This window comes from Ruegeria sp. ABV3_008, from assembly GCF_056161185.1.
Window position 1 is genome coordinate 78,728 of the sequence record NZ_JBSWYP010000009.1, and the last position, 25,498, is coordinate 104,225.

Genomic DNA, 25,498 nt, shown 5'->3' on the forward strand with positions numbered 1-25,498 from the left:
TGCCGAAAACGCTCAGACCGTCGCTGGTTGTTTCGGCGGATCAACTTCCTCCGGTTGATAGGTCGGGATCACGCCGACCGGGGGGTTTTCGCGGATGTATTCTCCGATCCGCGCCAGTATCGGTTTGCGCGGGCAATTGGGCCGCGTCGCCGCCCCCAGATCGCGCAGATGGCCCGGCCCTTCGAACGGAATAAAGCAAAGCGGCCAGTTGTCCCGCTTGAACTGCTCGGCCGCAAGGGCAGAGACAATCGTGCAATCGTCAGAGTGGCAGATATGTCGGCAGATCGTCTCGAACCGCAACGCGGTCAGATCAAACCGCTTGCCGATACGGCTCGAGAGGGTCTGTTTGGGCAACCTCTCTTCCAACGCGTAGCCGAAACTATGGGGCAGACGGATGAAATCATGCACCGGCACCTCATCGGCAGAGATCGAGGGCAGAGTATGCAGCGGATGCCCCTCGCGCAGCGCTAGATACAGAGGCTCGGACCAGATCGAGGTGAAATCCAGCGCGTCGCTGTTGTTGATCTTGGCCACCAGCGCCAGATCCAGCGTGTGATCTTCGACCATCTGCAACATGTTTCGCGGCAGGTCCTCGATCATCGTCACCCGCATGCGCGGGAACAAGGTGCTGAACAGCTCTGAGAAGTACTGGGTCAGATACGGGGCCAGCGTGGGCGTCATGCCGATGGTGAAGGCCACCGCCTCGGGGTCGCGGAACTCGGTCGCGGTGTCGCGGATCTTTTGCGCGTCATTCAGCATCCTTGTTGCGATGTCGACGATCCGCGCGCCGCAGGCCGTCGGGCGGACCTCATTGTTCAGACGCAGGAACAGCTCGACCCCCAACTCCTGTTCGAGTTTCTTGATCTGATTGGACATCGCTGGCTGGGACACGTTGCAGGCCGCGGCTGCCTGACTGAACTGGCCATGCTTTGCGATGGCAATGACGTATTCCAAGTCTCTCAGGTTCATGACGGGGCAATTCAAACAAATATATAGGTCAAGGTACCTGTAACACTACGCGCTGCCCCATTGTTTCAGAAGCCCGGACAGCGATTTGAGGTGAATTTGACCCGCACATCCCGTCACAAATAGGTGAAACGTCGTCATCAAATAAGTGAGCGACCCGCGTTTTCCCATCGCATCGCCGTTTGAATCAAGGCCCTGACCAGCGAAGACTTCACGAAACCCGTGAGTATTTGCGTTGGTTATACCCCCAATTTGGACCATGAATTTCCGCTGACCACGGGCCAGGGCTACTGATTTGATGCGTCGGTTGCCCGATCGAACGGGCCGCCTGCATCACGCAACAAACCAGACGGAGTGACCCATGCTGTCCCAATTCGTAGAAAGCCTGCGCGCCCGTCTCTTGACCACGTCAACACTGGCGCAAGAGACCACACGTGACGGCCAAACCCTTTTCAACAACTTCTTCCAGAACACGATCGTGGATGACACGCCCGCCTTTGTTCTGGCAAATGACTTTTCGCGCCTGCTGAACTTTGGCGAGATTGTCACCAATAACGCCGTCGCCGCCGTTCAGGCGCAGGGCGAGGATGTTGACGTATTCAACTTCCGCTCGGGCGTGATCGAGGCGAATAGCGGCCCCGATGCACTGGCCACCGGCGTTCAGGTCACCGGCAGCGCCGCCGTGCGCAACTTTGGTGAGATTTCGGGCGACTTCAACGGTGTTCAGTTTGCAGGCCCCGACAGCTCGGGCAGCCTGGATAATTTCCGTGGCGGCGTGATCTCCTCCGAAAGCCGCGCTGTCGACATTCAAGGCCAGGGCATTGACGTGCGCAACTTCGGCGACATCCTTGGCACCGGAGATCAGCGCAACGGCACGATCTACACCAACAGCACCGCCGAGGATATCTCGATCTCGAACTTCACGGGCGGAACCGTGGATGCTGGCGAAGGCAATCAGGGTGCTGGCATCTCGCTTCAGGTCGGGGATGAGGTTGGTGACCGTGTGGAAACCGATATCTTCAACGGCTTTGGCGGCACCATTCAGGGCCGTGGTCAGGCGGCATCGAACACCGGTCTGGCCGGTGACGGTATCCGGATCAACAACGGGGCCGAGGGCACGATCCTCGAGACCGAGATCCTCAACAGCGGACTGATCACATCGGAAAGCACCCAAGGCACCGCAGCCGGTATCCGCATCGCGGATGGTGCAAGCGCCGAGGGCGAGATCCTGAACACCTCGACCGGGGTGATCGAGGGGGCCGCAAACGGGCTTTACATCGGTCAGGGCACACATGATCTGGACGTTCTGAACTTCGGCACGATCCAGTCCGACAGCCGCGCGGTGAATATCGACGGCACCGGTGTGAACCTTGTGAACGGCGGCGATATCCTTGGCACAGGCGATCAGCGCAACGGCACCGTCTATGCCGACGGCACCGCCGATGATTTCGCGGTCAACAACCTGGTCATAGGCACGATCGACGCAGGCGAAGGCAATGAAGGGTCGGGCTTTGGCGCCGAGATCGCAGGCGAGAACGCGTTCACGCTGAACAATGACGGTCTGATCCAGGGTCGCGGCAACGCGGCGGCGGGCACCAATGCCGCAGGCGACGGTATCCGCATCGGCAATGTCGGCAACGCTGGCACGTTCACCGGCTCCATCACCAACGCAGGCACCGTCCTGTCCGAAGGTGCAAACGGAACCGTCGGCGCGTTCCGCGCTGTGAACAACGTCAACTTCCAAGGCCAATTGGTCAACGAAGAAGGCGGCGTGTTCGCAGGCGTGCAAAACGGCGTCTACTTCGGCACCGGCGATCATACCGGCGGCTCGTTTGTGAACCGTGGAACAGTCACGTCGGACAGCCGTGCGGTGAATATCGACGGTGAGGGACTTGAGGTCGTCAACGAAGGCGAAATCCTCGGCACCGGCGATCAGCGCAACGGCACCGTCTATGCCGATGGCACTGCCGACAACTATACCTTCAACAACACCGGTCTGGTTGATGCGGGTCTGGGCAACAACGGCTCGGCCGTGTCGCTGCAAACCGGCGATGTCGAAGGCGATATCGTTTCGGCTGCTGTCCTGAACGAAGGCACCCTGCAAGGTCGCGGCGACGCGGTTGAGGGCAATCAGGTCGGCGATGGCCTGCGCCTGTTCACCAGCCAGTCCGAGGCCGGATTTGCCGGGGTGGTCGTCAACGAAGGCCTGATCGCAGGGTCCGAGACCTCGGACGCAGCCGCAGGTATCCGCGTTGACGGTGGCCTGAACCTTCTGGGGGCGATCCTGAACGAAGGTGAGATCCGCGGGACGGTCAATGCAATCGACGCCTCGGATGCAGGTGACGTGACCATCGTCAATGACGACGAAGGCGTGATCAACGGCAACGTCCTGCTGGGCGCTGGCGATGACATCTTTGTCGATCTGGGCACCGCGAACGGCAATATCGACGGTGGCGCTGGCGACGACGTTCTGATCGCGGGCGATGCGGACAATGTTTTGACCGGTGGTCTGGGCAATGACTTCATCGATGGTGGTGAGGGTGTCGACACAGCCGACTTCTGGGATCTGGATGTCGCGGTCGAGGTACGCCTGGGCGCCAATGGCAACGGCACGGCAACCCGCGATACGGGCTTCAATGTCTCGGTCAAGGACGCCGTGGTCTCTGCCCCCGGTCAGTTCGGAGCGAACATCGCCAATGGTGCGGCCTTTGTGGAACAGGCGCTTCAGGGCAACCTGTACTACAACATCCACACATCGGACTTCCCCGGCGGCGAAATCCGCGGGCAGCTGCTGGTGGACAGTGTCGAGACCGAGCATGGCATCCGCACCGTCACCCTCAGCGGCGGTCTGGACGCGGCGCAGGAACCGGGGCCGACCTCGGACAGCGAAGCCACCGGCGAGGCCTCTCTGGTCATCACCCAGAACCTGAACACAGGCGAGGTGACCTATTCCAGCGAGCTGAGCGTTGTGGGCCTGAACGAAGCCGACCTGAACACGCCGATCCCGGGTGTTGTCTCGGCCATCCATCTGCACAACGCGCCGGCTGGTAACAATGGCCCGGTCGTGCAGGACACGTTGGTGGATGCCGGCGCCACTCTGGACGTGAACGCCACAGGCGGCACGGGTGTCATCGGTCAGGACGTCATCGACAACCAGATCGAAGTCGATGTTCTGCAGTCGATCGAGAATGTTATCGGATCCGGCGATGGTGACATCATCATCGGCAGTGATCTGGACAACAAACTCAGCGGCGGTGACGGCGATGACCTGATCTCGGGTGAGGGTGGCAATGACATCCTGATCGGCGGTGCAGGTGCGGATACCTTCACCTTCGGCGCGAATTTCGGAAACGACGTGATCCAGGACTTCGAAGTTGGCCTCGACCAGTTGCAATTCGGTGACTTCGGCCCCGATTTCGGCGGCGCTGTGAATGTTGCTCAGGATGGCAACGACGCTGTGATCTCGTTCGGCACCGAAGGTTCGGTCCGTCTGGCGGGCGTCAACACCACCGACCTGACCGAAGACGACTTCGTAGCTTAATCGAAAACGGACGGGGCGGCTTTGACCGCCCCGTTTGCCAAACCGGAAAAGGGCAAGACGATGTTTCAGAAATCCAACCCCGTACAAACCGCATGGGCCTCGTTGCGCAAAGGGTTTGTTGCCGTCGCTTTCTTCAGCCTGTTTCTCAACCTGCTGATGCTGGCCGGGCCGCTTTACATGCTGCAGGTCTATGACCGGGTCCTGACCAGCCAGAATGTCGACACGCTGATCGCGCTGACCCTTCTGTTGGGCGGCGTCTTTGTCGTGATCGCCTGTCTCGACCTGATGCGGATGCGCATCCTGGGCCGCCTGGCCGCCCGGTTCGAAATGGCCGTCGGTGCGCCTGTTCTGGGGGCCGCCATGCGCCGCCGGGTTCAGGGCGAGGCGCAGAGCGCTGAGAATCTGGTCGACGACGTCAACGGATTTCGTGAGTTCATCTCGGGCTCGACCCTGACCGCCTTTTTCGACGCGCCATGGATTCCCATTTACCTGCTGGTCCTCTATGTCCTGCACCCGCTGCTGGGTCTGCTGGGACTTGCCGGAGCCGTCACCCTGACCGTCATGGCGCTGATCAACAACGCCCGCGCGCAGAAACCGATGCGAAACGCGGCCGAGGCCCGAGGGCGCTCAGACGCGCTGTTCAAGACTTCGGATCGCAATGCCGAACTGGTCCACGCGCTGGGTATGAAATCTGATCTGGTGCGCCGCTGGACCGCCCTGCAAATCGACGCGCATGCGCACAAAACACGCGCGGCTGACCGGATCGCTGGCTTTTCGGTCCTGTCCAAAACCATCCGCATGGGCCTGCAATCGGCCATTCTGGGCTTGGGCGCAGCCCTTGCCATTACCGGCGAATCCACCGCTGGTGTCATGATCGCCGCCACCATCGTGTTGGCGCGGGCGCTGGCGCCAATTGATCAGCTCATCGGCCAATGGCGAGGATTTTTGGCCGCGCGCGGATCGTATTCCAAAATCAAAGCGCTGACCGAAGATTTCGCCGAAGAAACACCCAACCTGCACCTGCCCCGCGCCTTCAAGACGCTGGACGTGAAAATCGCTCAGGCCGGTCCGCCACGCGCGATCAATGCCACCATTCGGGGTATCGACTTCGATCTGGCCGCGGGCGACGTTCTAGCCGTCATCGGCCATAGCGGCTCCGGCAAGACGACGCTGGGCAAAATGCTGGCCGGGATCTGGCACCCGCAGCGGGGTGAGGTTCTGTTGGACGGCAGTCCGATGTCAAAATGGAACGCCGAGGATCTGGGCAAACAGATCGGCTACCTGCCGCAGGATGTCGAACTGTTCGACGGCACGATCCGCGAAAACATCGCTCGTTTTTCGGTCGCCATCGACGACGCCGAGGTTTTCCGCGTCGCGCAGGAGGCTGGCATTCACGAGATGATCAGCGCCCTGCCCGAAGGCTATGAAACGCGCATCGGTCAGGGGTTCTTTCTGTCCGGAGGTCAACGGCAGCGTCTGGCCCTGGCCCGCGCCCTCTATGGTGATCCGTTTGTGCTGGTGCTGGACGAGCCGAACTCGGATCTGGATGCCGAAGGAGAGCAGGCCTTGCGCGATGCCATTCTGGCCACTCAGGCCCGCGGCTCCATCGCCATCGTCATGACCCACCGCCCCGCAACCTTGCAGGCCGCCAACAAGGTCATGGTCATGCGCAACGGGTCCCAGACCCAGTTTGGCGACAAGGAAGACGTGCTGAAAGTCAACCGCCGCAATGTTCTGGACAGCTCGGGCAAGGGCACCCGCCCGACCCCTCAGCCCGTCCCGGAAACGCAAATCACAGGAGCAGCCCAATGACCCAGATTGTCCCGCACACCGCCTCTCGCAATGCGCTGTCGCTGAATGAGGCAGAGTTCATCGACATCTTGGACGCCTCCCCCCGGATCGGTCGCTATGTCTGGGTCGGCGTGATCACCCTGATGGCCTTTGTCGGAGGCAGCGCCTATTGGGCCTTCGCCTCGAAGCTGGACGGGGCGGTGGTTGCCCCGGCCTCATTCGTGGTCGAAGGCGATCGCAAAACGGTCGAGCATCTGGACGGCGGCATCATCCGCGACATCCTGATTGCCGACGGAGATTTCGTTCAGGCCGGTCAACCTCTGATCCGGCTGGACAGCACCGATATCGACGTCGACCTGAACGTGTTGGGCAGCCAGATGGGTGAGCTTTCGGTCCGCCGCGCCCGCCTGCTGGCACAGATGAGCGGTCAGGACCGGTTTGATGAAGCCTCGGCCATGACTGGCTTTCAGGCGGGAATGGAGCGGCTTCACTGGACCTCCGCCTATCTGACGCAGAAACAGCTGTTTGACGCCGAAGCCCGCGCCCGCCAGACAGAAACCCGGATCAACGAACAGCGGATCTCGGGCCTGAAAGACGAGGCCCAAGGGCTGGCCGAGCAGCGCGTCAGAACCCAGAACCAGATTGAGATCACTTTGACCGAGCTGACCAACCTGCAGACCCTGCTGGACAAAGGGTTGGTGGCAGCCACCCGCGTCAGCTCGCGCCAGATTGAGCTACAGCGGCTCTACGGTGTCGATGCCTCGTTGCGCACGCAAATCGCGCAGGCGGAAAATCAGGTCAGAGAACTGGAACTGACGCTCATCAGCCAGCAAAAGCTGCGCGATGAGGTGATCGCGGGCGAGCTGGCAGTGGTCGAAGCGCAACTTGATCTCGTGCGCCCGCAATATGCAGGCACCGCCGAGCGTCGCAAGCGGATCGAGCTGTTGGCCCCAACCAGCGGACGGGTGGTCAATCTGGCCGCCTCGACCACGGGCGGCGTCATTCGTCCGGGCGAACACATCATGGACATTGTCCCGGCGGATCAGGCGCTGATTGTCGAGGCGCGGGTCAAGACCGGTGACATTGACAAGCTGCAGGTCGGCCAGTCCACCCGCATCCGCCTGTCGGCCTTTGCACAGGCAGATGTCCCCGAGGCCAGCGGCAAGATCTTCGATATCTCGGCCGACGCTTTGGAAGATGAACGCACGGGCGAGCCCTACTACAAGGCGCGGGTCAAACTGGACGACCAGCAGCCCGAAGCGGTGGCCGCGCTGGATCTGGTGCCCGGCATGCCGGCTGATCTGTTCGTCAATACCGGCGAGCGGGCCGTGATCGCCTATCTGTCACAACCCATCAGCGACCGGTTGGCCAAAACCTTTATCGAGTGAGTGGGTACTCAGGTAACGAGTATATTTTTAACCAGTGGGAATGGTCTGCAGATGGGGCTGCAGGCCATTTCACTTTGTCAAACGCCGTAGCGGGCCATGAACATGTCGACAGCTTGCAGGGCAACCTCGTCGATCTCGGCCTGGGAGAACTCTTCCTGGATACCAAAGGCGGCGCGCAGCCATAGGCGCACTTTGCACAACTCTGCGAATTGCTCGGCTGCAATCGTCACGTCCTCGATCACCAATTCGCCTTTGGCGACGGCCTTTTCCAGATACTCGACCATCTTGCGCTGACCGTTCTGAGGCCCAGCTTCATAAAACACCCGGCCAAGTTCCGGGAACCTGTCCCTTTCGGCCACGCAAACGCGGAATATCTGGCGATTAAAATCCGACACGAAAAAGCTGACCAACTGCGTCGCGGTAATCGTCAGAACTTCGCGCACAGGTTTGGTTTCGTCGATCATCGAGATCACACGCTCGGCCATGCGGCGGCACTCGGTTTGCGCCACTTCAATAAACAGCAGGCGCTTGTCGGGGAAATAGCTATACAGCGTCGCCTTCGAAACACCCGCCGCCCGCGCGATGTCATCCACACTGGCCCCCTCGAACCCATCCGCGAGAAAAACTTCTCGGGCCCCGCGCAGAACCTGGTCGAATTTTCGGCCGGTGCGCAGGATGGTGGCGGATTGGGTCATGATTGCTCCTTCAGCGGGTTGTGGATCGAATTTATAAACCGATCTGTTCAGACACAACGATTCTTGGTGTTTTCTGACGGGCCGTCACCCAAAACGCCGTTCGATCCGTGACTTGCAGGTCGCGCAATCCATGCTAGGAGGGTACCCATGGTCGAGATTTTTCTGCGCACCCTTCCCTTCTTCGTGATCATCGGCCTGGGTTACTGGGCCGGGCGCACGCGGTTCTTCACAGAGGAAGCCACCGCCTATCTGACGAAATTCGTCTTTTTCTTTGCCCTGTCGGCCATGCTGTTCCGCTTTGCCGCCACCCTACCCTTTGCTGAGATTTTCAACGGGCGGCTGATCATCGGTTATCTGATCGGCACACTGGCGGTCTATGCTCTGGCGTCGCTGGTGGCTTGGGTACGGGGCCTCGACATCCCGACCGCTGCGGTTGAGGCCCAGTGTGCTGCAATCGGCAATGTCGGGTTTCTCGGCCTGCCGATGTTGGCCATGCTGCTGTCTGAGGCCGCGATCGGGCCTGTCATGCTGATCCTTGCGGTGGATCTGGTGGTGTTTTCCTCACTCATTGTGATCCTAATCAATGGCGGCCGGGACGGAAAGCTGGCGGTCAAAACGCTGCGCCTGATCGGGGTCGGGTTGCTCAAGAATCCAATGATCGTATCGATCTCGGCCGGATTGATCTGGTCGGCGCTACAGATTCCGGTGCCCGGCCCGATGAATGATTTTCTGACCATTCTGGGTGGGGCCGCAACGCCCGGAGCACTGTTTGCAATCGGCGCCTCGCTGGCTGGTAAATCGGCCGAGCGGGTTCAAATCGCGGGCTGGCTGAGCTTTTGCAAGCTGATCGTCCACCCCGCCTGTGTTGCCGTCGCCCTGCTTTGGCTGGTTCCAGTCGATACCTTCTCGGCCACGGTTGCGATTGCCGCCGCTGCGCTACCGGTTGCGGGCAATGTCTACATGCTGGCGGCGCATTACGGGGTTGCACCTCATCGCGCCTCGGCGGCGATCCTGCTGTCTACGACGGCCAGTATTCTGACGGTTCCGCTGATCATCGGATGGCTTACCGCTTTGTGAGCGTGCAACCCCACCAAAAAGTCATGCACATGGCCGCCGCCGCACTTTACGCGGCGTCCTTAGGGCGATAGCCATGGCGCGACCCTAGATTAAGGACTCGACCAGATGGAAACCCTTTCGGAAAATGCCTGTTTTGGTGGTGTGCAAGGTGTCTACCGCCATGCCTCGACCGCCTGCCAATGCGATATGACCTTTGGCCTGTTTCTGCCCGCCGAGGCCAAGGACGGCCCCGTTCCGGTTTTGTGGTACCTGTCTGGCCTGACCTGTACCCATGAAAACGCGATGACCAAGGCCGGTGCACAGGCCTGGGCCGCCGAACAGGGCATCGCCATCGTGTTCCCCGACACGTCTCCCCGCGGCGAAGGCGTGGCCGATCACGAAGACTATGATTTGGGCCAAGGCGCGGGTTTTTACGTCAACGCGACGCAAACCCCATGGGCTCCGCATTTCAACATGTGGGACTATGTGGCCGAGGAACTGCCTGCATTGATCGCCGAGAATTTTGCCATCGACATGGACCGTCAGGCAATCACCGGCCATTCGATGGGCGGCCACGGTGCGCTGACACTGGCGATGAACCTGCCGGGGCGCTATCGCTCGGTCTCGGCCTTTGCGCCAATCTCGAACCCGACCGACGCAGATTGGGGCCGCAAACAGCTGAGCGCCTATCTGGGCGATGATGAGGCCGTTTGGGGCAAGCACGACGCCTCGCTCCTGATGAAAGAGGTCGGTTTTGACGGCCCTGTCCTGATCGACACCGGTGCCAACGACCAGTTCATCGACCTCCTGCGCCCCGAAGCGCTAGCCTCGGCCATCGCTGAGCGCCGCCAGCAGGCGACCTATCGTCTGCAGCCGGGCTATGACCATTCCTATTTCTTCGTGTCCACCTTTATGGAAGACCACATCACGTTCCACGCCGAAGCGCTGTACGGAGACTGAGGCATGAGCAAGTATGACTATGACCTGATCATCATCGGGTCTGGCCCCTCGGGCCGGTCGGCGGCAATTCAGGCGGGCAAATTGAAGCGGCGGGTGCTGGTGATCGACCGGCACGACCGTTTCGGAGGCGTCTCGGTGCATACCGGCACGATCCCGTCCAAAACCCTGCGTGAAACCGTGCTGAACCTTTCGGGCTGGCGCGAACGCAGCTTTTACGGCCGCTCCTACCGGGTCAAAGAACAGATTCGAGCCGAGGATCTGAAGGCCCGGCTGCACATGACACTCGACCACGAAGTTGATGTGCTGGAGCATCAGTTCAACCGAAACCATGTGGATACTCTGAACGGGTTGGCCTCGTTCACGGGCCCGCATGAGATCGAGGTGGCGACGGATAGCGGTGAGAAAACCCGCCTGACCGCCGCAAAATTTCTGATTGCGACCGGAACAAAAACCTATCGCCCGGACTATGTGCCTTTCAACGGCAAAACCGTTGTGGATGGCGATGAGTTCCTTGAAATGGCCGAGATCCCTCGGTCGTTGGTCGTTATCGGTGCCGGGGTGATTGGCGTAGAATACGCCACCATGTTTTCGGCCCTGGATGTCCGTGTAACCCTGATCGAGCCGCGCGACACCTTCCTTGATTTCATCGACAAACGCCTGATCCACGATTTCACACATCAGATCCGCGAAAATGGAGTGGATCTGCGACTCGGTTCGGCCGTCGAAAAGATCGAAGATGCGGGCGAGCATGTCGAGGTCACCCTTGAGAACGGTCGTCACGTCCGGGCCGAGATGCTGTTGTTTGCTGCCGGACGCATGGGCGCGACCTCAACACTGAATCTGAAGGCTGTTGGCGTTGAAACCGATCACCGCAACCGGATCAGCGTGGATCGCAAGACCTACCAGACCGAAGTGCCGCATGTATACGCGACAGGAGACGTGATCGGCCACCCTTCGCTGGCCTCGACCTCTCTACAACAGGGGCGCGTGGCGGCCTGTCATGCGCTTGAAACCCCAACCCTGCCTGAAAGCCCGTGGTATCCCTATGGCATCTATTCCGTGCCCGAAATCTCGACCTGCGGCATGTCCGAGGAAGAATTGCAGGAGCGCGGCATCCCCTATGAGGTCGGCGTGGCGCGGTTCCGCGAAACCTCGCGCGGGCATATCATGGGGTTGGAACATGGTATGCTGAAAATGCTGTTTTCCCTAAAAACCCGCCGGGTGCTTGGTGTGCAGATCGTGGGCGAAGGCGCGACGGAGCTGATCCACATCGCCCAAGCCGTGTTAAACCTGAAGGGCACCGTGGACTACTTCGTGCAGAACACGTTCAATTATCCGACGCTGGCGGAGGCCTATAAGATCGCGGGTCTGGACGCGTTCAACCGAATGCCGATCCCCGAAGAGTTCAAGGTCAAGAAAAAGCCTGTTGAACCCGCAAAGAAAGAGGCAAAGAAGGCGTGACAACGCTCTACGTCGATGGGGACGCCTGCCCGGTGAAAGCCGAGGCTGAGCGGGTCGCGACCCGGCACAAAGTGCCTATGGCGCTGGTGTCGAATGGCGGGTTGCGGCCATCGGCAAACCCTTTGGTGCAGGTCGTCATTGTGGCCGAAGGCGCGGACGAGGCGGACAAATGGATCGCCGAGCGTTGCGGTACCGGCGATGTCGTGGTCACCTCGGACATCCCGTTGGCCGCTAAGTGCGTCGAGGCCGGTGCCCGTGTGCTAAGGCCCAACGGTGAGGCTTTCACAGCCGCCAATATCGGCCAGCAACTGGCGATGCGCGACCTGATGGCGGATTTGAGAGCGGCGAACCCTCTGGGCGCAGGGGGTGGCGGCAAACCGTTTGGGAAAGCTGATCGCTCGCGGTTCTTGGACGCTCTGGAGCGGGAGTTGCGGGCTGCGCAACGCAGCTGACCCTCCCGCCAGTTAAGGACGCATCAAAGATGCGCCCTCGCCTGTTGGGCCAGACAGCGCGTGCCGCGCTGCGGGTCCGCCCAGCTATGCAGCCGCAGGGGTTGGACCTCTGTTCTCGCGAATGGGCAGGTGGACAATCGCGCTGAACGCGCCCACGGCGATACCGATCCACCAGACCATTGTGTAGTCGCCATAGACGTCATACATCCGCCCGCCCAGCCAGATACCAAGGAAGCTCCCAAGTTGGTGGCTGAGAAAAACAATTCCATACAGCGTCCCCATGTAGCGCAGACCATAGAGATGCGCGACCAGACCGGATGTCAGCGGTATTGTAGCCAGCCAGAGAGAGCCCATAACGAACGAAAAAACGATGACCGATATTGGGGTGATCGGAAACATGATGAACACGACAGCAGCAAGCGTGCGCGCCGTGTATACGATGGCCAGCAAGTATTTCTTTGGAAAGTGGTTCCCCGCCCAACCTGCCAAAAGCGTGCCGCCGATATTAGCCAGCCCAATCAGCGAAATGGACAACGCACCCAAGGCGGACGTGGTCGTAATGCCTATCGAATGCAGCACGCCACCCGGCTGGATGGGGCCGCACATCTCGGTCACGAATGCTGGGAAGTGAGCTGTGATAAAGCCGAGCTGATAGCCACAACTGAAAAAGCCGAGTGAGATCAGCGTGTAAGACGGATCTCGGAGAGCACGCCCCAAGATCTGGCCCATGCTCTCTTCCAACTCTGCTTTACTGCTTGGCTGAGGCGCGCGCATGAAAGGCAGGATCAGCACCAGGCAGAGAATTGCGACGGCGAACACAAAATAGACCTGATGCCAGGGCAGGAAGGTCAGCATCCATTCGGCCGTAGGCGCACCTAGAACCTGACCGAAACTGCCCGCAGCCGTGACGATGGCCAAAGACATGGATCGGTTTTCGTCAGAGGACGCCCGCCCAACCACAGCCAGAACCACGCCGAAACCGGTCCCGGCGATGCCAAACCCGACCAACCACGCGTAGATCTGGTGTTCAAACGGAGTGACGGACCAGGCTGAAAGCACCATTCCGGCGGCATAAGTCAACGCACCAAGAACAATGGCCTTTCGGTCGCCGATCTTTTCAGCGATGGCGCCAAAGATCGGCTGCCCGATCCCCCAGGCCAGGTTCTGGATTGCAATTGCCATTGAGAAATCTGTCCGCAGCCAGCCGAACTCAGAGGCGATCGGGATCTGGAACACCCCGAACGAGGCGCGCACAGCGAAACTGACTGTAATGATGATACAGCCCACGATCAGAATTGGATTCAGCAGACGTGCGGAGTGCGGCATGGGACCCTCAGACAAACCAGTCTTGCGACGCTACTGTTTTTCGTCGGCCCGTCAATTCAGTAGATTTGCGGTTCGACATAAGGAAAATTGATGCGTGCCTGAAAATGCCCGCTTTTCAACGCTTAGTGCGGGCGCTATGGCTCAAACCCATGACGGATCTGATTTCGCTGTATAACGAACGTATCGCCGATGGATCCCTGACGCGGGATGACGCGCAGGAAGCCGTTCTGCCGCATTTCGAACGTATCCGGGCCGAGTTGAGTGCTCCGGTGAAGCGGGGCTTGTTCCGCAAGGCTCCGCCGCCGCCAAAGGGATTGTACCTGTGGGGCGGGGTTGGGCGTGGGAAATCCATGCTGATGGATATGTTCGTAGATGCGCTGGAGGATATACCGGCGCGGAGGGTGCATTTTCACGCGTTCATGCAGGAAATCCATGCGGGTATGCACAAGGCACGCAAGGATGGTGTTGAAGACGCGCTGGCCCCGGTCGCGCAGGAGGTCGTGAAATCTGTCAAACTGCTGGCGTTTGACGAAATGCAGATCACCGATATCACGGACGCCATGATCGTCGGACGCCTGTTTGATCTGCTACATACGGGGGGGGTGGTCATCGTCACGACCTCGAATCGGCATCCGGATGATCTGTACAAGGACGGTTTGAACCGACAGCTGTTTTTGCCCTTTATCGCTCATATCAAAGAGCAACTTCAGGTATGGGAGCTGGTCTCGCCGACCGACTACCGCCAAAACCGCCTTGAGGGCGCGCCGGTCTATTTCTCGCCAATTGGCCCGGAAGCGCGTGAGAAGATACGCGCCGTTTGGACGGATCTGTCCGGCGGCACGGCAGAGCCCTTGATCTTGCAGGTCAAAGGTCGCGCTGTTGAGCTGCCGGCTTTTCGCAATGGGGTCGCGCGGGCCTCGTTTTACGACCTGTGTGGGCGGATGTTGGGGCCTGGGGACTATCTGGCCATCGCTGAAACGGTCAAGGTTCTGGTGCTAGAGGATATTCCCCGTCTGTCCCGCAACAACTTCAATGAGGCCAAACGCTTCGTGACGTTGATCGACGCGCTCTATGAGGCAAAAGTTCGGTTGATCTGTTCTGCAGCTGCCGAGCCCGAGATGCTGTATGTCGAGGGCGAAGGGACCTTTGAATTTGAGCGCACTGCATCTCGCCTACGGGAAATGCAGGATCAGGAATGGGGGAAGTAGGGGGCTCTGCCCCCGCCGCCGCTGGCGGCTCCCGCGGGATACTTTCAGCCAGATGAAGCCCTGCGGGCGGATCTTAGCCGTTATCGCGCAGGATATTGCCTGCAAGATAGAGTGAACCGCAGATCAGGATACGTGCATGCGGTTCTTTGGCGACGATTGTGTCGAGCGCCTCGGCCACGCTGTTGGCGGTTGATGCGGGCAGATCGACCTTAGTGGCAGCGGCGGATGTTTCTTCGGCGCTAAGGGTTGCGGCCTCACCTGGGATGGAAACGGCGGTCAGGCTTTGGGCCTGTTTGGCAAGCGGCGCGAGGTAGCCTGTCACGTCTTTGGTGTTCAGCATACCGCAGATCATATGGGTCGGGCGTTTCGGCAGGTTCGACAGAACCTCGGCCAGAGCGATCCCGGCTGCGGCGTTGTGCCCTCCGTCCAGCCAAAGTTCGGCCTGCCCTGCGGCTTGCAGGAGCGGGCCGGTTTTGAGGCGTTGCATCCGCGCGGGCCATTCGGCCTTGGTCACCGCGGCCTCATAGGCCGCGTCGCCAAGGTTGAGGTGGCGCAGAACGGCCAGGGCCGCTCCTGCGTTCTGAATCTGGTGGGTACCCAAGAGGTTGGGCAGAGGCAGGTCACAAAAACCTGTTTCGTCCTGATAGATCAGGCGGCCATTTTCCTCGGCGACGTGCCAATGCTGGCCGTAAGCAATGAGAGGTGCGCCGAGACGTGCGGCGGTCTGTTCAATCACCTCCATCGCCTCATCAGGTTGCGGGCCGACGATGCAAGGCATACCGCGTTTGATGATACCGGCCTTTTCAGCGGCGATTTTCGCCAGCGTATTGCCCAGAAACTGCTCATGGTCGATCGAGATCGGAGTGATCACTGTCACGGCGGGTTTTTCGATCACATTGGTGGCGTCCAGTCGTCCGCCGAGGCCGACTTCGAGCAGGGTGTAATCCGCCGTGGCTCGTGCGAAGGCCAAAAGAGCCGCGCAGGTCGTAATCTCGAAATAGGTGATGTTTTCGCCGCCATTGGCTGCGTAGCACTCATCAAGCACCGCCGTCAGGTCGGGTTCAGAGATCAGCTCTCCGGCCAGACGAATGCGTTCATGGAACCGGGCGAGATGCGGTGAAGTATAGGCATGGGCAGACAGCCCCGCCCCCTCAAGCCCTGCTCTGATCATCGCTTGGGTCGAGCCTTTGCCGTTGGTTCCAGCGATATGGATCACTGGAGGCAGCTTGTTCTGCGGGTTGTCCAAGGCCCCTAACAAACGCCAGACGCGGTCCAAGGTCAGGTCGATGATCTTGGGGTGCAGCGCCATCATCCGATCGAGGATGGCGTCCGATGTTTGGGCGGTCATTTCTGATCCGTATCTTCAGCAGGCACGTCTACAGCTGCCTCTTCCGGTTCCGGCGCAGGCAGATCGCCTTTGATCGCCGGAGGCTGGTTCATCAGCATGCGGGTGATGGTGATCAGCTCTTCACGCAGCTCGGTGCGCTTGGTCACGCGGTCGAGCATACCGTGGTCCAGCAGGTATTCGGCGCGCTGGAACCCTTCGGGCAGTTTTTCACGGATGGTCTGCTCGATCACGCGAGGACCGGCAAAGCAGATCAACGCGTTGGGTTCCGAGATATGCACGTCGCCCAGCATCGCATAAGACGCAGTCACGCCGCCAGTGGTCGGGTGGGTCAGAACGACGATATAGGGTAGGTTCGCCTCTTTCAGCATCTCAACGGCCACGGTGGTGCGCGGCATCTGCATCAGGCTGAGGATGCCTTCCTGCATCCGGGCGCCACCCGCGGCCGAGAACAGAATCAGCGGACGCTCTAGCTTCACCGCCTCTTGCGCGGCGGCGATGATCGCGTTGCCGACATACATGCCCATGGACCCGCCCATGAACGAGAAATCCTGCGCCGCCGCAACAATCGGGGTGCGCCCGATTTCGCCTGTGGCCACAAGCATGGCTTCTTTCTCACCCGTTTTCTTCTGGGCCGCCTTCATGCGATCGGGGTATTTTTTCTGATCGCGGAACTGCAGCGGGTCATCTTTGGGCGCAGGCACCGCAACTTCGGTGAAAATCCCGCCATCGAACAGGTGGCCAAAGCGGTCACGCGGTGTGATTGCCATATGGTGACCGCACTGGGTGCAGACGTTCTGGTTTTCGGCCAATTCACGATGGAACAGCATCGTTCCGCATTCATCGCATTTGTGCCACAGATTTTCTGGCACTTCTCGGCGCGAGAAGATCGAGTTGATCCGGGGGCGGACGTAGTTTGTGATCCAGTTCATATCAGAGCCTTGGATTGTGCGGCGTTGACGTCAAATAAGACGCTACGGAAAGAAATGCAATCAGCGCCTGATGACTAGTCGTGCTGTCAGCCAGCAAACCATCATCGAGCCGAAATCCACCCACAACCACTGCCGCAATACTCCACCGTCCGACATATCGTAGGGCAGCACGAAAAGGGCCAGACCACTGAGCGTATCGGGCAATGAGATAATCAGGAGAGAGATCACATTATTGAAGAAATGCAAGGCGATAGCTGGGCCCAAAGTGCCAGAACGAGCCGTCAGATCAGCCGCCAGAACGCCGAACACACAGGACCAGACTGCAACCAGCAGCGCGTTGTCGCCAGCAATCCCCGGCGCATAGTGACCCGCTGCAAACAAGGCCGAAGGCACGCCTACCCAGATCAGCGGTGACTGAAACCGCGCGGCTAAGGATTGCTGCAGGTAGCCGCGAAACAGGATCTCTTCGGCGCTGGTCTGAATCAGCACGGCGCCTGCCGCGAACGGCAGCAGTACGATCCAGGTCGAGAACGCCAGGTTCTGGGTCAGCGGATCCCCCATTCCGTAGGGCGGCAGGGCTGCCAGTGCCAGACCGAGAACCACCAGGGCCACCAAAACCCGTGTGAATTGACTGATCGCCAAACGACGCTCTCCGAGAATCGCCCAGAGCGACCTTTGCTGCATCTGTTTTGCAGCAACAGCAACGCCAATTGTCAGGAACCCAAAGCTGGCCAGCAGGACAAATGTCGCGAGGGGGGACGTACCGCGCAAAAACCCTTGGGCCTGAGAGGGGGGGATGAGGGCTCCGATGATCGCAAAAAGAACAGTGTTCGCCGCCAAATAGAGCGCGCAAACAATCACCAGCCCGACCAGCAACCGCCAAAGGTCAGGGCGCGCGCGGGCGTCGCGCACCAGATGTTCATGCGCGGCATAGGCGGCGGGTTCAATCATTGTCATCTGCCTCGTCAAGAATGGTTTCTTGCACCACGTCCGGGAAGACATCTGCCGGATTGGCAACCGTGTTCACGCGCGTGGCGAGCGTGGTCAGGTATCCCGCAACGGTCTGCAGCAACTGCGTCGCGACCGAGGCGTCACTTTCGACCACGGCGCGCAGTTCCTCGGCCCCGATACGTAGGAAGGCGCAATCTGTGTTGGCGACCAGATCAAGCTGTCGGCGGTCACCGGTGATGATCGAAAGATCCCCGATCAAGCGACCCGGCTCAACAATCGATATGGGGCGTTTGTTGCCATCTTCATCCGACCAGTCCAACCGGGCCTGACCCCGGATGCACAGATAGGCTGCGTCCGCCGTCTGCCCGCGCGAGAAAATCACCTGCCCCGCGGCGACGTCATACCATTGCGCCGAGAACGCCAGCAGCCGTTGGTTCCGAGCGTCGATACCCGAGAAAAGCTCGGTGGTCGAGATGATTTCGAGCTTTCTGCTGAGGTCGGCAGTAGCCCCCTCCTGATGCAGAACAGGCGTGCGTGAGACACCGTCGATGCGGCCATCCTTGACCTCGACGAACAGGTCATAGGCTTCGGGATGAGCAAAGTGATCCTCCATGAAGATCATGATCGACTCGGGAAGTAATTCCCGCAGGCGCAGCCGGGTGCGCAGGCGGCTTTCCGAATCGTGGCTGGCGAGCGCCTTGTCGAGGATCAGGATATCGGGCCGTTTGATACCCGCACGCGAGAACGATGCGCGTTCCTGGAACACCGTGGGCAAGTTGTTCCCCCCCAAGCCCGAAGGCAGGTCGAACATGGTGGCCGCAGCGCGGCGGCGCAGACCGGCCTCATTCACGGCCTGGGCAACCAGATCCTCAATCTCTTCGGCGTGCGCACCCGCCATGAGGGAAACGCGCCCATAAAGGACATTCTCGATCACGGTCAGACGCGGGAAATAGGCGTCAGGCGACAAAGGAACGAACATCCCATCCAGCGCCTCATGCATGGCGGCGGATTGCTGTTTTCGGATCGCAAGGATCTTGTCCTTGTATTCATCCGGAAAGTCGGGGCCAATTTGCTCGGCCGTCAACAGGAACGGCACCGTCAGCATCAACGCACAATCCGGCTCCGAAACCGCATCGTCCCCTTTGGTTTTCAGGCGATCCTTGATGTCCAAAAGCCTGTGATACATGTCTTTGGACATGCCCAACCGCAGGAAAAGCGGGTGATCGGTGCCATCGCGACCAAAGGCCTGGTCCAACGTCTCGATCACGGTGCTGGCCATGTTCATTGCTTCCTCGGCCAGATCATGGCTGCGCAACATGTTGCGGAACCGCTGATCACCAGCCAGAGACTCGGGTGTGATATCCCGCGCGGGCGTCGCAAATAGCAAGTTACCACCCAAAGGCACCGCAGGATTGAACTGATCCGGGTCGAACCGATAGACATAGCGATCGAGGCCCTTGTCCTGCAATTTCAGGGCTACGGTCTCGCGCAGTTTCACAAGCTCTTGCGACAGGCGCGGATGCAGTTTCGGATCAAACTGCGTGCGAAGGGTGCGTCGCAACATGAACTCGTCAATGCCCATCGCCTCGACCAGTTGGAACCACCACGCGCGGATGTCGTCGATATCGTCCAGCCCGGCCAGCCCCGGATCGACCCACTCATCCTCTAGCGAATCTATTGGATTGCCGGACCGAACGGCCTCGATCTGGCGGCGGGTCGGGGCCTTCTTGGCCTCAGTCTCGTGCTGAGGATGGGGGCGCAGCGGCATCAGCAGGTTGTCACCCAGAGTTCCATCGAACAGATATGGCCGCGAATAGGCGTAACCGATCCGAGCAGCAATCACCGCCTGATGCAGTTCGTTCAGATTGTGCCCGGCCAGCATTACCTCGCCCTGAACCGGCACCACCTCACGCGTCAAAAGCTGCGCCAGAGCGGTGCGTTCGGCCGCGTTGGTCGACTGAATCGCCACCCGCGCGCCCTTGGGAATTCTCAGATCGATGTCTTCCAGAATGGTTTTACCGTCATCATCGCGCACGGTGACGTTCCGCAGTTCGATATCGCCGGTGAGGTGCGGAATGACCTCGGGTCGGCCCTCGAACAGGTGTTCGGGGATCATGTTAGACGGGGCGAAGCGTTCGGTCACGATCTCCCAGCGCAGCGACATGTCCTGCACCTGATTGTAATAGGTCAGTAGGTCCTTCCATGGGCCACTCAGATCCTTGTACGCCCCCAAAGCGGCCACCAGAGCACCCACAGTCACCTCACCCGTAATCGCCAGATACCCGCCGACCGAGTAGAACAGGAACGGGGTCATCTGAGTGATCAGATTGTTGAGGAACTTCATGAAGAACTTTTTGTTGTAGATCTTGAAGCGAATCTCGAACAGGTTCCCCAGACGGTAGCTGAATTGCGCCAACCGGTAGCGCCAGCCGCCATTGGTGCGCAGATCGCTGATCCCAGCGGCACTTTCGCCGATCTCGGAACTCAGGTGGCGGACCTCCTGAATGCGTTCTTTGTTCAGCAGGTTGATCTGACGTTGCAGTTTCGGGATCAACCACGCCTGCAGCGGGATGAGGGCGATACTGGCCAGCCCGAACCAGACGCTCTGCATGAACAGAAAGGTGACGATGGTCATCATCTGACCGAATTGGAACACCGGCTGAGCGATGGCGTCGCCCATCAGACCACCCATAGGTTCGGCCTCGGAAGTGATCATCGACACCAGCTCACCCTGACTGGTGGTGGCGAAATACGATTTCGGAAAGCGCATCGACCGATTGATCAGGGTAAACCGCAAGCGACGCAGCATCCGTTCCGCCAGAACGCCCTTCATCGTGTTGATGCGCATCTTCATCAAGCCGCTGGCGATCACCGTAGCCAGAAAGGCAAAACACAGGATCATAAGGTATTGAATCTGTGTGACAGTCACCCCCCAGATCGTGACCGTATCTGCAGGCGCACCAATGGCGTCGTTGATGATCTGCTTGGGCAGCTCAAGCGAGGCATAAAGGAACGGAAACGAAAGAACCGTCAGAACCAACAGCACAAGCTGTTGTTTTTTGGAGTGTTTCCAAATGAACGAAAACAGGGTGGGTTCCATGGCCGGGCCTTGTCGAATGAAAAACTGATGCGTGGCGTGGTTGCTGGCGACCCGCTTTTTCAAGAGGCCCGACCCTAAGCACAGACCCGACGTAATGCAAGAACTGACGGTCGCCTCACGCACCGAAAACCGACAGATCTAAATTCCGGGTTTGTCCCTTGCCCGGTCTTTGACTAAAGAGGTCCTACGTCGGACGAAGGGACCATGGGCAGGATTCTCGAACGCTATTTTCACCGCAGGTTTTTGGACCGCTGGCGCAAGGCCGCGCAGATGGCGGGTGACGCCCCTCAGGCCGAACTGCGACGCCAGCGCGACAGCGCGCGCGCCCTGCAAACACAGCTTAGGCAGGTGATTGACACGGCGGATATGCGGCTGCGCGACCCTCAAATCGGCTCGAACCAGTTTCCCAAACCGATCGGCACGGATTGGAGCTGGCGCCCCGATCTGTGGCGCTGGCCTCTTGCGACACCCGGCCTTGCCTCACCCCCGCGTAAGGCGTCCCTGGGCGATCAGGTGCAGGTATTTCACGACTGCCCACAGGCCGAGATCGCCCTGCGTCAGAACCGCAACCGTCTGTCCAGTGATCTGGCCCCTTTCAACATGGGCGTGGAGGTCTTTGGTTTCGAAGGCAGCTTCCTCTCGCTTTCGATCCAATTGCCTAGCGACGCCTCTCAAGGCCTGAGCCTGCAGCACCTTATCCGTCTGGACACGCAGATTGACGCGGAGCAGGAGATCGACCTCTTTGCCCGGCTGAACATCCTCAGCGGCCCGAATACCGAACAGGTTCTGCGCAAGCTTGATCTAGCCAGCCCGTCGCCCAGCGTCGATTTCGATCTGGCCCATCTGCCGTTGAATGAGAAACGGATCGAGAAGGTTTGGTTGGACCTAATCCTTGAAAACCCCGGCATGAACAACGTCACTCTGCGCGACCTGACTTTGTGCCGCCACCATCGCGCTGATTTGTGAGGTCCTAGGGAATGACTGAGCCTCTACTGACCCGGACCCGGTTTGAGAACGGAATTTGGCAAGGACATCTGCGCACCCAGACCCAGCCGGATATTCAGGTGCTGTACCGGGGTGAGGACGTCGAAGGTGTTACACTCTCGGATGTCGAGGACGGCTGGTCCGTGACCATCCCGGTGCCGATCGCAGCTCTGTCGGACGGGGTCCATTGCTTTGTCATATCCGAGCGCTCAACGGCCAAGAAACTCGGTGATTTCACGGTGATCGCGGGCGAACCTACCGCCGACGACCTACGCGCCGAAGTCGAGCTATTGCGCGGTGAGCTTGACATGCTCAAGCGAGCTTTTCGCAGAATTTGCCGGGACCCGAGCTGAGCCACTACCCGGGTTTTCCTATCTTTTTCGTCATTTACATGCATCATTGAGGCAGCCGCAACACTCCGGAAGCCGCCATGGATCGCAAAAGTATCATCAAAGTCATTGCCTTGATGGTGACCGCATTTGGCATCGGCATCGACTTCACCGGGGCCCTGATGCTGGTTCCGTCAATCGAAAGCAGCTTTGACAGCGATATCACCAGCACCCAGTGGGTTCTGAACATTTACGCACTGTTCTTCGCCATGACCATGGTCGCCGGAGGGCGCTTGGGCGACATGTACGGACACCGCAGAGTGATGATCATCGGCCTGTCGATCTTTCTGTTTGCCTCGGTGATGTGCTTCTTCGCCCCCGGCCTCGATTTCCTGATCGGCGCGCGTGCCTTGCAAGGCATTGGTGCAGGATGCGTCTGGCCCTGCACCTTGGCCTTTGGGGCCACCAAAGTCTCCAAACAGGAACACCGCGCGCTTGTCATGGGTCTGATCCTGGCGGGCGTGACCACGGGCAATGTATTTGGCCCAATGATCAGCGGACTTGCCGTCAGTTTCGGCGAATGGCGGTATTTCTTCCTCGCCAATGTGGTGTTCTCCTGCCTCTCAATGGCCACCGCCTTGATTTTGATGGAGCGGGAGACCCAGCACAAACAGGGCGAGCATATCGACTTTGCCGGGATGGGTATCCTGTCCTTTGCTGTGCTTCTTCTGCTCTACGGGCTGGATGTGGGGGCTGATTGGGGTTGGTCGTCGATCCCGCTCTTGCTGCTGTTCTTTGTCAGCGCCGTTCTGTTCCTGCTGTTTCCGCGCGTTGAAAAGCGGGTGAAGGAGCCGCTCCTGCTGCCGCAATTAATGCAGAATAGAGAGTTTCTGATCACGCTTGGCCTTAATATGTTCAACGTCTCAGCCGCCTTCGTCGCGTTGTTGTACTTTCCGCAATACATGCAAAAGGTGCTGGGCTGGACGACTTTCCAATCGGCGCTTGGGCTGGCCCCTCTGACTATCCTGTTGGCGGTGGGGTCGATCGTCTCCGGCACGCTCTACAATGATTTCGGGCCTAAACGCCTGCTGTTTTGGGGCTATGTTCTGGCGGCTGTCGGATCGGCCAGTATCGTGATCCTACCCAGCAGTTTGGGCTACTTCCATATCCTGCCGGGTATGGCGATGATTGGTCTGGGCGCGACCCTAACGGTCGGGCCGTCCGGGACCGCCGCGGTCTGCGCGGTCAAACCTGAACGCGCCGGGCTGGTAGGTGGCCTCAGCTTCATGACACATCTGGTCTACGGGGCAATCTCGGTCGCCTGTGCGACGGCCATCATGTATGCGGTATCGCTGTCTACCCTGCGGGACAAGCTTGCCGCTGCCGGCATTGATCTGACCGAAGCCGAGCAACGGGCGATCAACGGCGGTTCCCTCAGCACCGACTCTGCACATGCGGTGATGGCAAAGCTGAACGCGGATCAGGTCGATACTGTCAAATCCGCCCTGACGACCGCCTTTGACAGCGGCATGAGTATGGCCTTCATCTTTTCCACGATTTCGGTCTCGTTGGGCATTCTTCTGGCGCTGATGCTAGATGAAGCCAAGCTGCACAAGATCGAAAGTTGAAAGGGCCGCGCCTGGCGCGACCCTTTGGATTTTACTGAGACTCGATTTTACTGAGACGGGCCGTCAGGATTGAACGCCGACAGACCTTTGAGGATGTCGATTGCATAAGCCAACTGGTAATCCTCTTCCCGCAGCTCAGCCGTGGCTTCAGCTTTGGCGCGATCTTCTTCGATCTGACGGATTTCATCCTCGCTGAGGCTGTCATTGTTCAGACTGCCGCGCAGATCCGCTTCCGAGCGTGCCGGACGATCATCCTCTTCTTCGGTTGCCGGAGCCGGGCGCGGTTGTTCCACGATAATGTCCGGGCTGACACCCAACGCCTGGATCGAGCGGCCAGACGGCGTGTAGTACCGCGAGGTGGTCAGACGCATCGCACCGTCACCGCGCAGCGGCATCACCGTCTGCACCGAGCCTTTACCAAAGCTCTTGGTGCCAACAACAATCGCACGACGATGGTCTTGCAGGGCACCGGCCACGATTTCCGATGCGGACGCCGATCCACCATTGATCAGCACCACAATCGGCTTGCCTTCGGCCAGATCACCGGGGGTCGCGTTGAACCGCTCGCCGTCCTGGGGGTCACGTCCCCGGGTCGAGACGATCTCACCTTCGTTCAGGAACGCATCCGAGACCTTGATCGCCTGTGTCAGCAGGCCGCCGGGATTGTTGCGCAGGTCAAGCACAAAGCCGTTGACCTTGTCGATCCCGCCCGCTTCCTCGATCTGCTCTTCCATTCCGGCCTGCAGGTTCGGGAAGGTCTGATCGTTGAACGTGGTCACACGCATGACAACGCTGGTGCCCTCGGTCCGAGCGCGTACGGCAGTCAGTTTGATCGTGTCACGAATGATGGTCACATCGAACGGATCAGGCTCACCTTCACGAACAACGGTGATCACGATTTCCGAGCCGACAGGGCCGCGCATCAGCTCAACCGCCTTATCCAGCGTCAGGCCCAGAATGCTTTCGCCATCCACATGGGTGATGAAATCTCCGGCCTCGATCCCGGCTTCATCGGCGGGCGTGTCGTCGATCGGAGAGACGACTTTGACAAAGCCTTCCTCTTGCGTGACCTCGATACCAAGCCCACCAAACTCACCCCTAGTCTGGACGCGCATCTGTTCGGCGTCGTCAGGCGACAGGTAGCTGGAATGCGGATCAAGTGAAGTCAGCATGCCGTCAATCGCGGCCTCGATCAGCTCTTCCGGCTCAACCTCTTCTACATATTGCGCACGGATGCGTTCGAAAATGTCACCAAACAGGTCGAGTTGCTGATAAACATCGGCCTTGCTCTCGGCCTCCTGCGCCAGCAGGGGTCCTGCGATCTGAGTTGTTGCAATGATGCCTGCAACCGTTCCGGCCAGTCCGGCCATCACAAATTTCTTCAT

General features: G+C 59.5%; 19 protein-coding genes. 11 read left to right on the forward strand and 8 right to left on the reverse strand.

Features of this window, described 5'->3' with window-relative positions:
* Positions 1 to 12 precede the first annotated feature (12 nt).
* Positions 13 to 969: a LysR family transcriptional regulator gene (locus ACXAH8_RS15785; RefSeq protein WP_475219785.1), complete on the reverse strand. Its 957-nt coding sequence runs from the start codon at positions 967 to 969 to the stop codon at positions 13 to 15.
* Between the two features lie 358 nt (positions 970 to 1,327).
* Between ACXAH8_RS15785 and ACXAH8_RS15790 the strand changes: the two genes are divergently transcribed.
* Genes ACXAH8_RS15790 through ACXAH8_RS15800 form a run of 3 tightly spaced genes read left to right on the forward strand, consistent with a single transcriptional unit; the run spans position 1,328 to position 7,686 of the window.
* The gene (locus tag ACXAH8_RS15790; RefSeq protein WP_475219786.1) at positions 1,328 to 4,507 is read left to right on the forward strand and encodes a beta strand repeat-containing protein; all 3,180 of its coding nucleotides are present in this window, start codon (positions 1,328 to 1,330) and stop codon (positions 4,505 to 4,507) included.
* Between the two features lie 60 nt (positions 4,508 to 4,567).
* Entirely contained in the window at positions 4,568 to 6,319 is a 1,752-nt protein-coding gene (locus tag ACXAH8_RS15795) for a type I secretion system permease/ATPase (RefSeq protein WP_475219787.1), read from the forward strand.
* Entirely contained in the window at positions 6,316 to 7,686 is a 1,371-nt protein-coding gene (locus tag ACXAH8_RS15800) for an HlyD family type I secretion periplasmic adaptor subunit (RefSeq protein WP_475219788.1), read from the forward strand. The genes ACXAH8_RS15795 and ACXAH8_RS15800 overlap by 4 nt, the downstream gene beginning before the upstream one ends.
* 77 nt (positions 7,687 to 7,763) lie before the next feature.
* Here the strand turns inward: ACXAH8_RS15800 and ACXAH8_RS15805 are convergent, their stop codons facing one another.
* On the reverse strand, positions 7,764 to 8,381 hold the full coding sequence (locus ACXAH8_RS15805; RefSeq protein ID WP_170472485.1) for a TetR/AcrR family transcriptional regulator: 618 nt from the start codon (positions 8,379 to 8,381) through the stop codon (positions 7,764 to 7,766).
* A gap of 147 nt (positions 8,382 to 8,528) precedes the next feature.
* Here ACXAH8_RS15805 and ACXAH8_RS15810 point away from each other — a divergent pair, with 147 nt between their 5' ends.
* The 4 genes from ACXAH8_RS15810 to ACXAH8_RS15825 all read left to right on the forward strand — a co-directional run bounded on the left by ACXAH8_RS15810 (position 8,529) and on the right by ACXAH8_RS15825 (position 12,310).
* Positions 8,529 to 9,458, forward strand: coding sequence for an AEC family transporter (locus tag ACXAH8_RS15810; protein WP_475219789.1), 930 nt, complete (start codon positions 8,529 to 8,531; stop codon positions 9,456 to 9,458).
* Positions 9,459 to 9,563: 105 nt separating this feature from the next.
* A complete protein-coding gene (gene fghA / locus ACXAH8_RS15815) occupies positions 9,564 to 10,397 on the forward strand; it encodes an S-formylglutathione hydrolase (RefSeq protein WP_475219790.1) in 834 nt (277 codons plus the stop codon).
* A gap of 3 nt (positions 10,398 to 10,400) precedes the next feature.
* Entirely contained in the window at positions 10,401 to 11,858 is a 1,458-nt protein-coding gene (gene sthA / locus ACXAH8_RS15820) for a Si-specific NAD(P)(+) transhydrogenase (protein WP_170377338.1), read from the forward strand.
* Positions 11,855 to 12,310 (forward strand): YaiI/YqxD family protein, encoded by a 456-nt coding sequence (locus ACXAH8_RS15825; RefSeq protein ID WP_170702095.1) that lies wholly within the window; start codon positions 11,855 to 11,857, stop codon positions 12,308 to 12,310. The genes sthA and ACXAH8_RS15825 overlap by 4 nt, the downstream gene beginning before the upstream one ends.
* Positions 12,311 to 12,394: 84 nt before the next feature.
* Here ACXAH8_RS15825 and ACXAH8_RS15830 read toward each other — a convergent pair whose 3' ends face one another.
* Entirely contained in the window at positions 12,395 to 13,636 is a 1,242-nt protein-coding gene (locus ACXAH8_RS15830) for an MFS transporter (protein WP_475219791.1), read from the reverse strand.
* Positions 13,637 to 13,785: 149 nt separating this feature from the next.
* On the opposite strand from ACXAH8_RS15830, the gene zapE reads away from it, so the two are divergent.
* Complete coding sequence (gene zapE / locus ACXAH8_RS15835) at positions 13,786 to 14,844, forward strand: cell division protein ZapE (protein WP_475219792.1); 1,059 nt, start codon at positions 13,786 to 13,788, stop codon at positions 14,842 to 14,844.
* Between the two features lie 73 nt (positions 14,845 to 14,917).
* Here the strand turns inward: zapE and ACXAH8_RS15840 are convergent, their stop codons facing one another.
* The 4 genes from ACXAH8_RS15840 to ACXAH8_RS15855 are packed head-to-tail and all read right to left on the reverse strand — an operon-like array spanning position 14,918 to position 21,172.
* Entirely contained in the window at positions 14,918 to 16,192 is a 1,275-nt protein-coding gene (locus ACXAH8_RS15840) for a bifunctional folylpolyglutamate synthase/dihydrofolate synthase (protein WP_475219793.1), read from the reverse strand.
* Positions 16,189 to 17,121 (reverse strand): acetyl-CoA carboxylase, carboxyltransferase subunit beta, encoded by a 933-nt coding sequence (gene accD, locus ACXAH8_RS15845; RefSeq protein WP_475219794.1) that lies wholly within the window; start codon positions 17,119 to 17,121, stop codon positions 16,189 to 16,191. Before accD ends, ACXAH8_RS15840 begins: the two co-directional genes overlap by 4 nt.
* A 60-nt stretch (positions 17,122 to 17,181) precedes the next feature.
* On the reverse strand, positions 17,182 to 18,078 hold the full coding sequence (locus tag ACXAH8_RS15850; RefSeq protein ID WP_475219795.1) for a lysostaphin resistance A-like protein: 897 nt from the start codon (positions 18,076 to 18,078) through the stop codon (positions 17,182 to 17,184).
* Positions 18,065 to 21,172 (reverse strand): ABC transporter transmembrane domain-containing protein, encoded by a 3,108-nt coding sequence (locus tag ACXAH8_RS15855; RefSeq protein ID WP_475219796.1) that lies wholly within the window; start codon positions 21,170 to 21,172, stop codon positions 18,065 to 18,067. The genes ACXAH8_RS15850 and ACXAH8_RS15855 overlap by 14 nt, the downstream gene beginning before the upstream one ends.
* 204 nt (positions 21,173 to 21,376) lie before the next feature.
* Between ACXAH8_RS15855 and ACXAH8_RS15860 the strand changes: the two genes are divergently transcribed.
* The 3 genes from ACXAH8_RS15860 to ACXAH8_RS15870 all read left to right on the forward strand — a co-directional run bounded on the left by ACXAH8_RS15860 (position 21,377) and on the right by ACXAH8_RS15870 (position 24,113).
* Positions 21,377 to 22,138, forward strand: coding sequence for a DUF6478 family protein (locus ACXAH8_RS15860; RefSeq protein WP_475219797.1), 762 nt, complete (start codon positions 21,377 to 21,379; stop codon positions 22,136 to 22,138).
* A gap of 11 nt (positions 22,139 to 22,149) precedes the next feature.
* A complete protein-coding gene (locus ACXAH8_RS15865; RefSeq protein ID WP_475219798.1) occupies positions 22,150 to 22,509 on the forward strand; it encodes a hypothetical protein in 360 nt (119 codons plus the stop codon).
* Between the two features lie 77 nt (positions 22,510 to 22,586).
* Entirely contained in the window at positions 22,587 to 24,113 is a 1,527-nt protein-coding gene (locus tag ACXAH8_RS15870) for an MFS transporter (protein WP_475219799.1), read from the forward strand.
* Between the two features lie 47 nt (positions 24,114 to 24,160).
* Here ACXAH8_RS15870 and ACXAH8_RS15875 read toward each other — a convergent pair whose 3' ends face one another.
* Positions 24,161 to 25,498 (reverse strand): S41 family peptidase, encoded by a 1,338-nt coding sequence (locus ACXAH8_RS15875; protein WP_170463085.1) that lies wholly within the window; start codon positions 25,496 to 25,498, stop codon positions 24,161 to 24,163.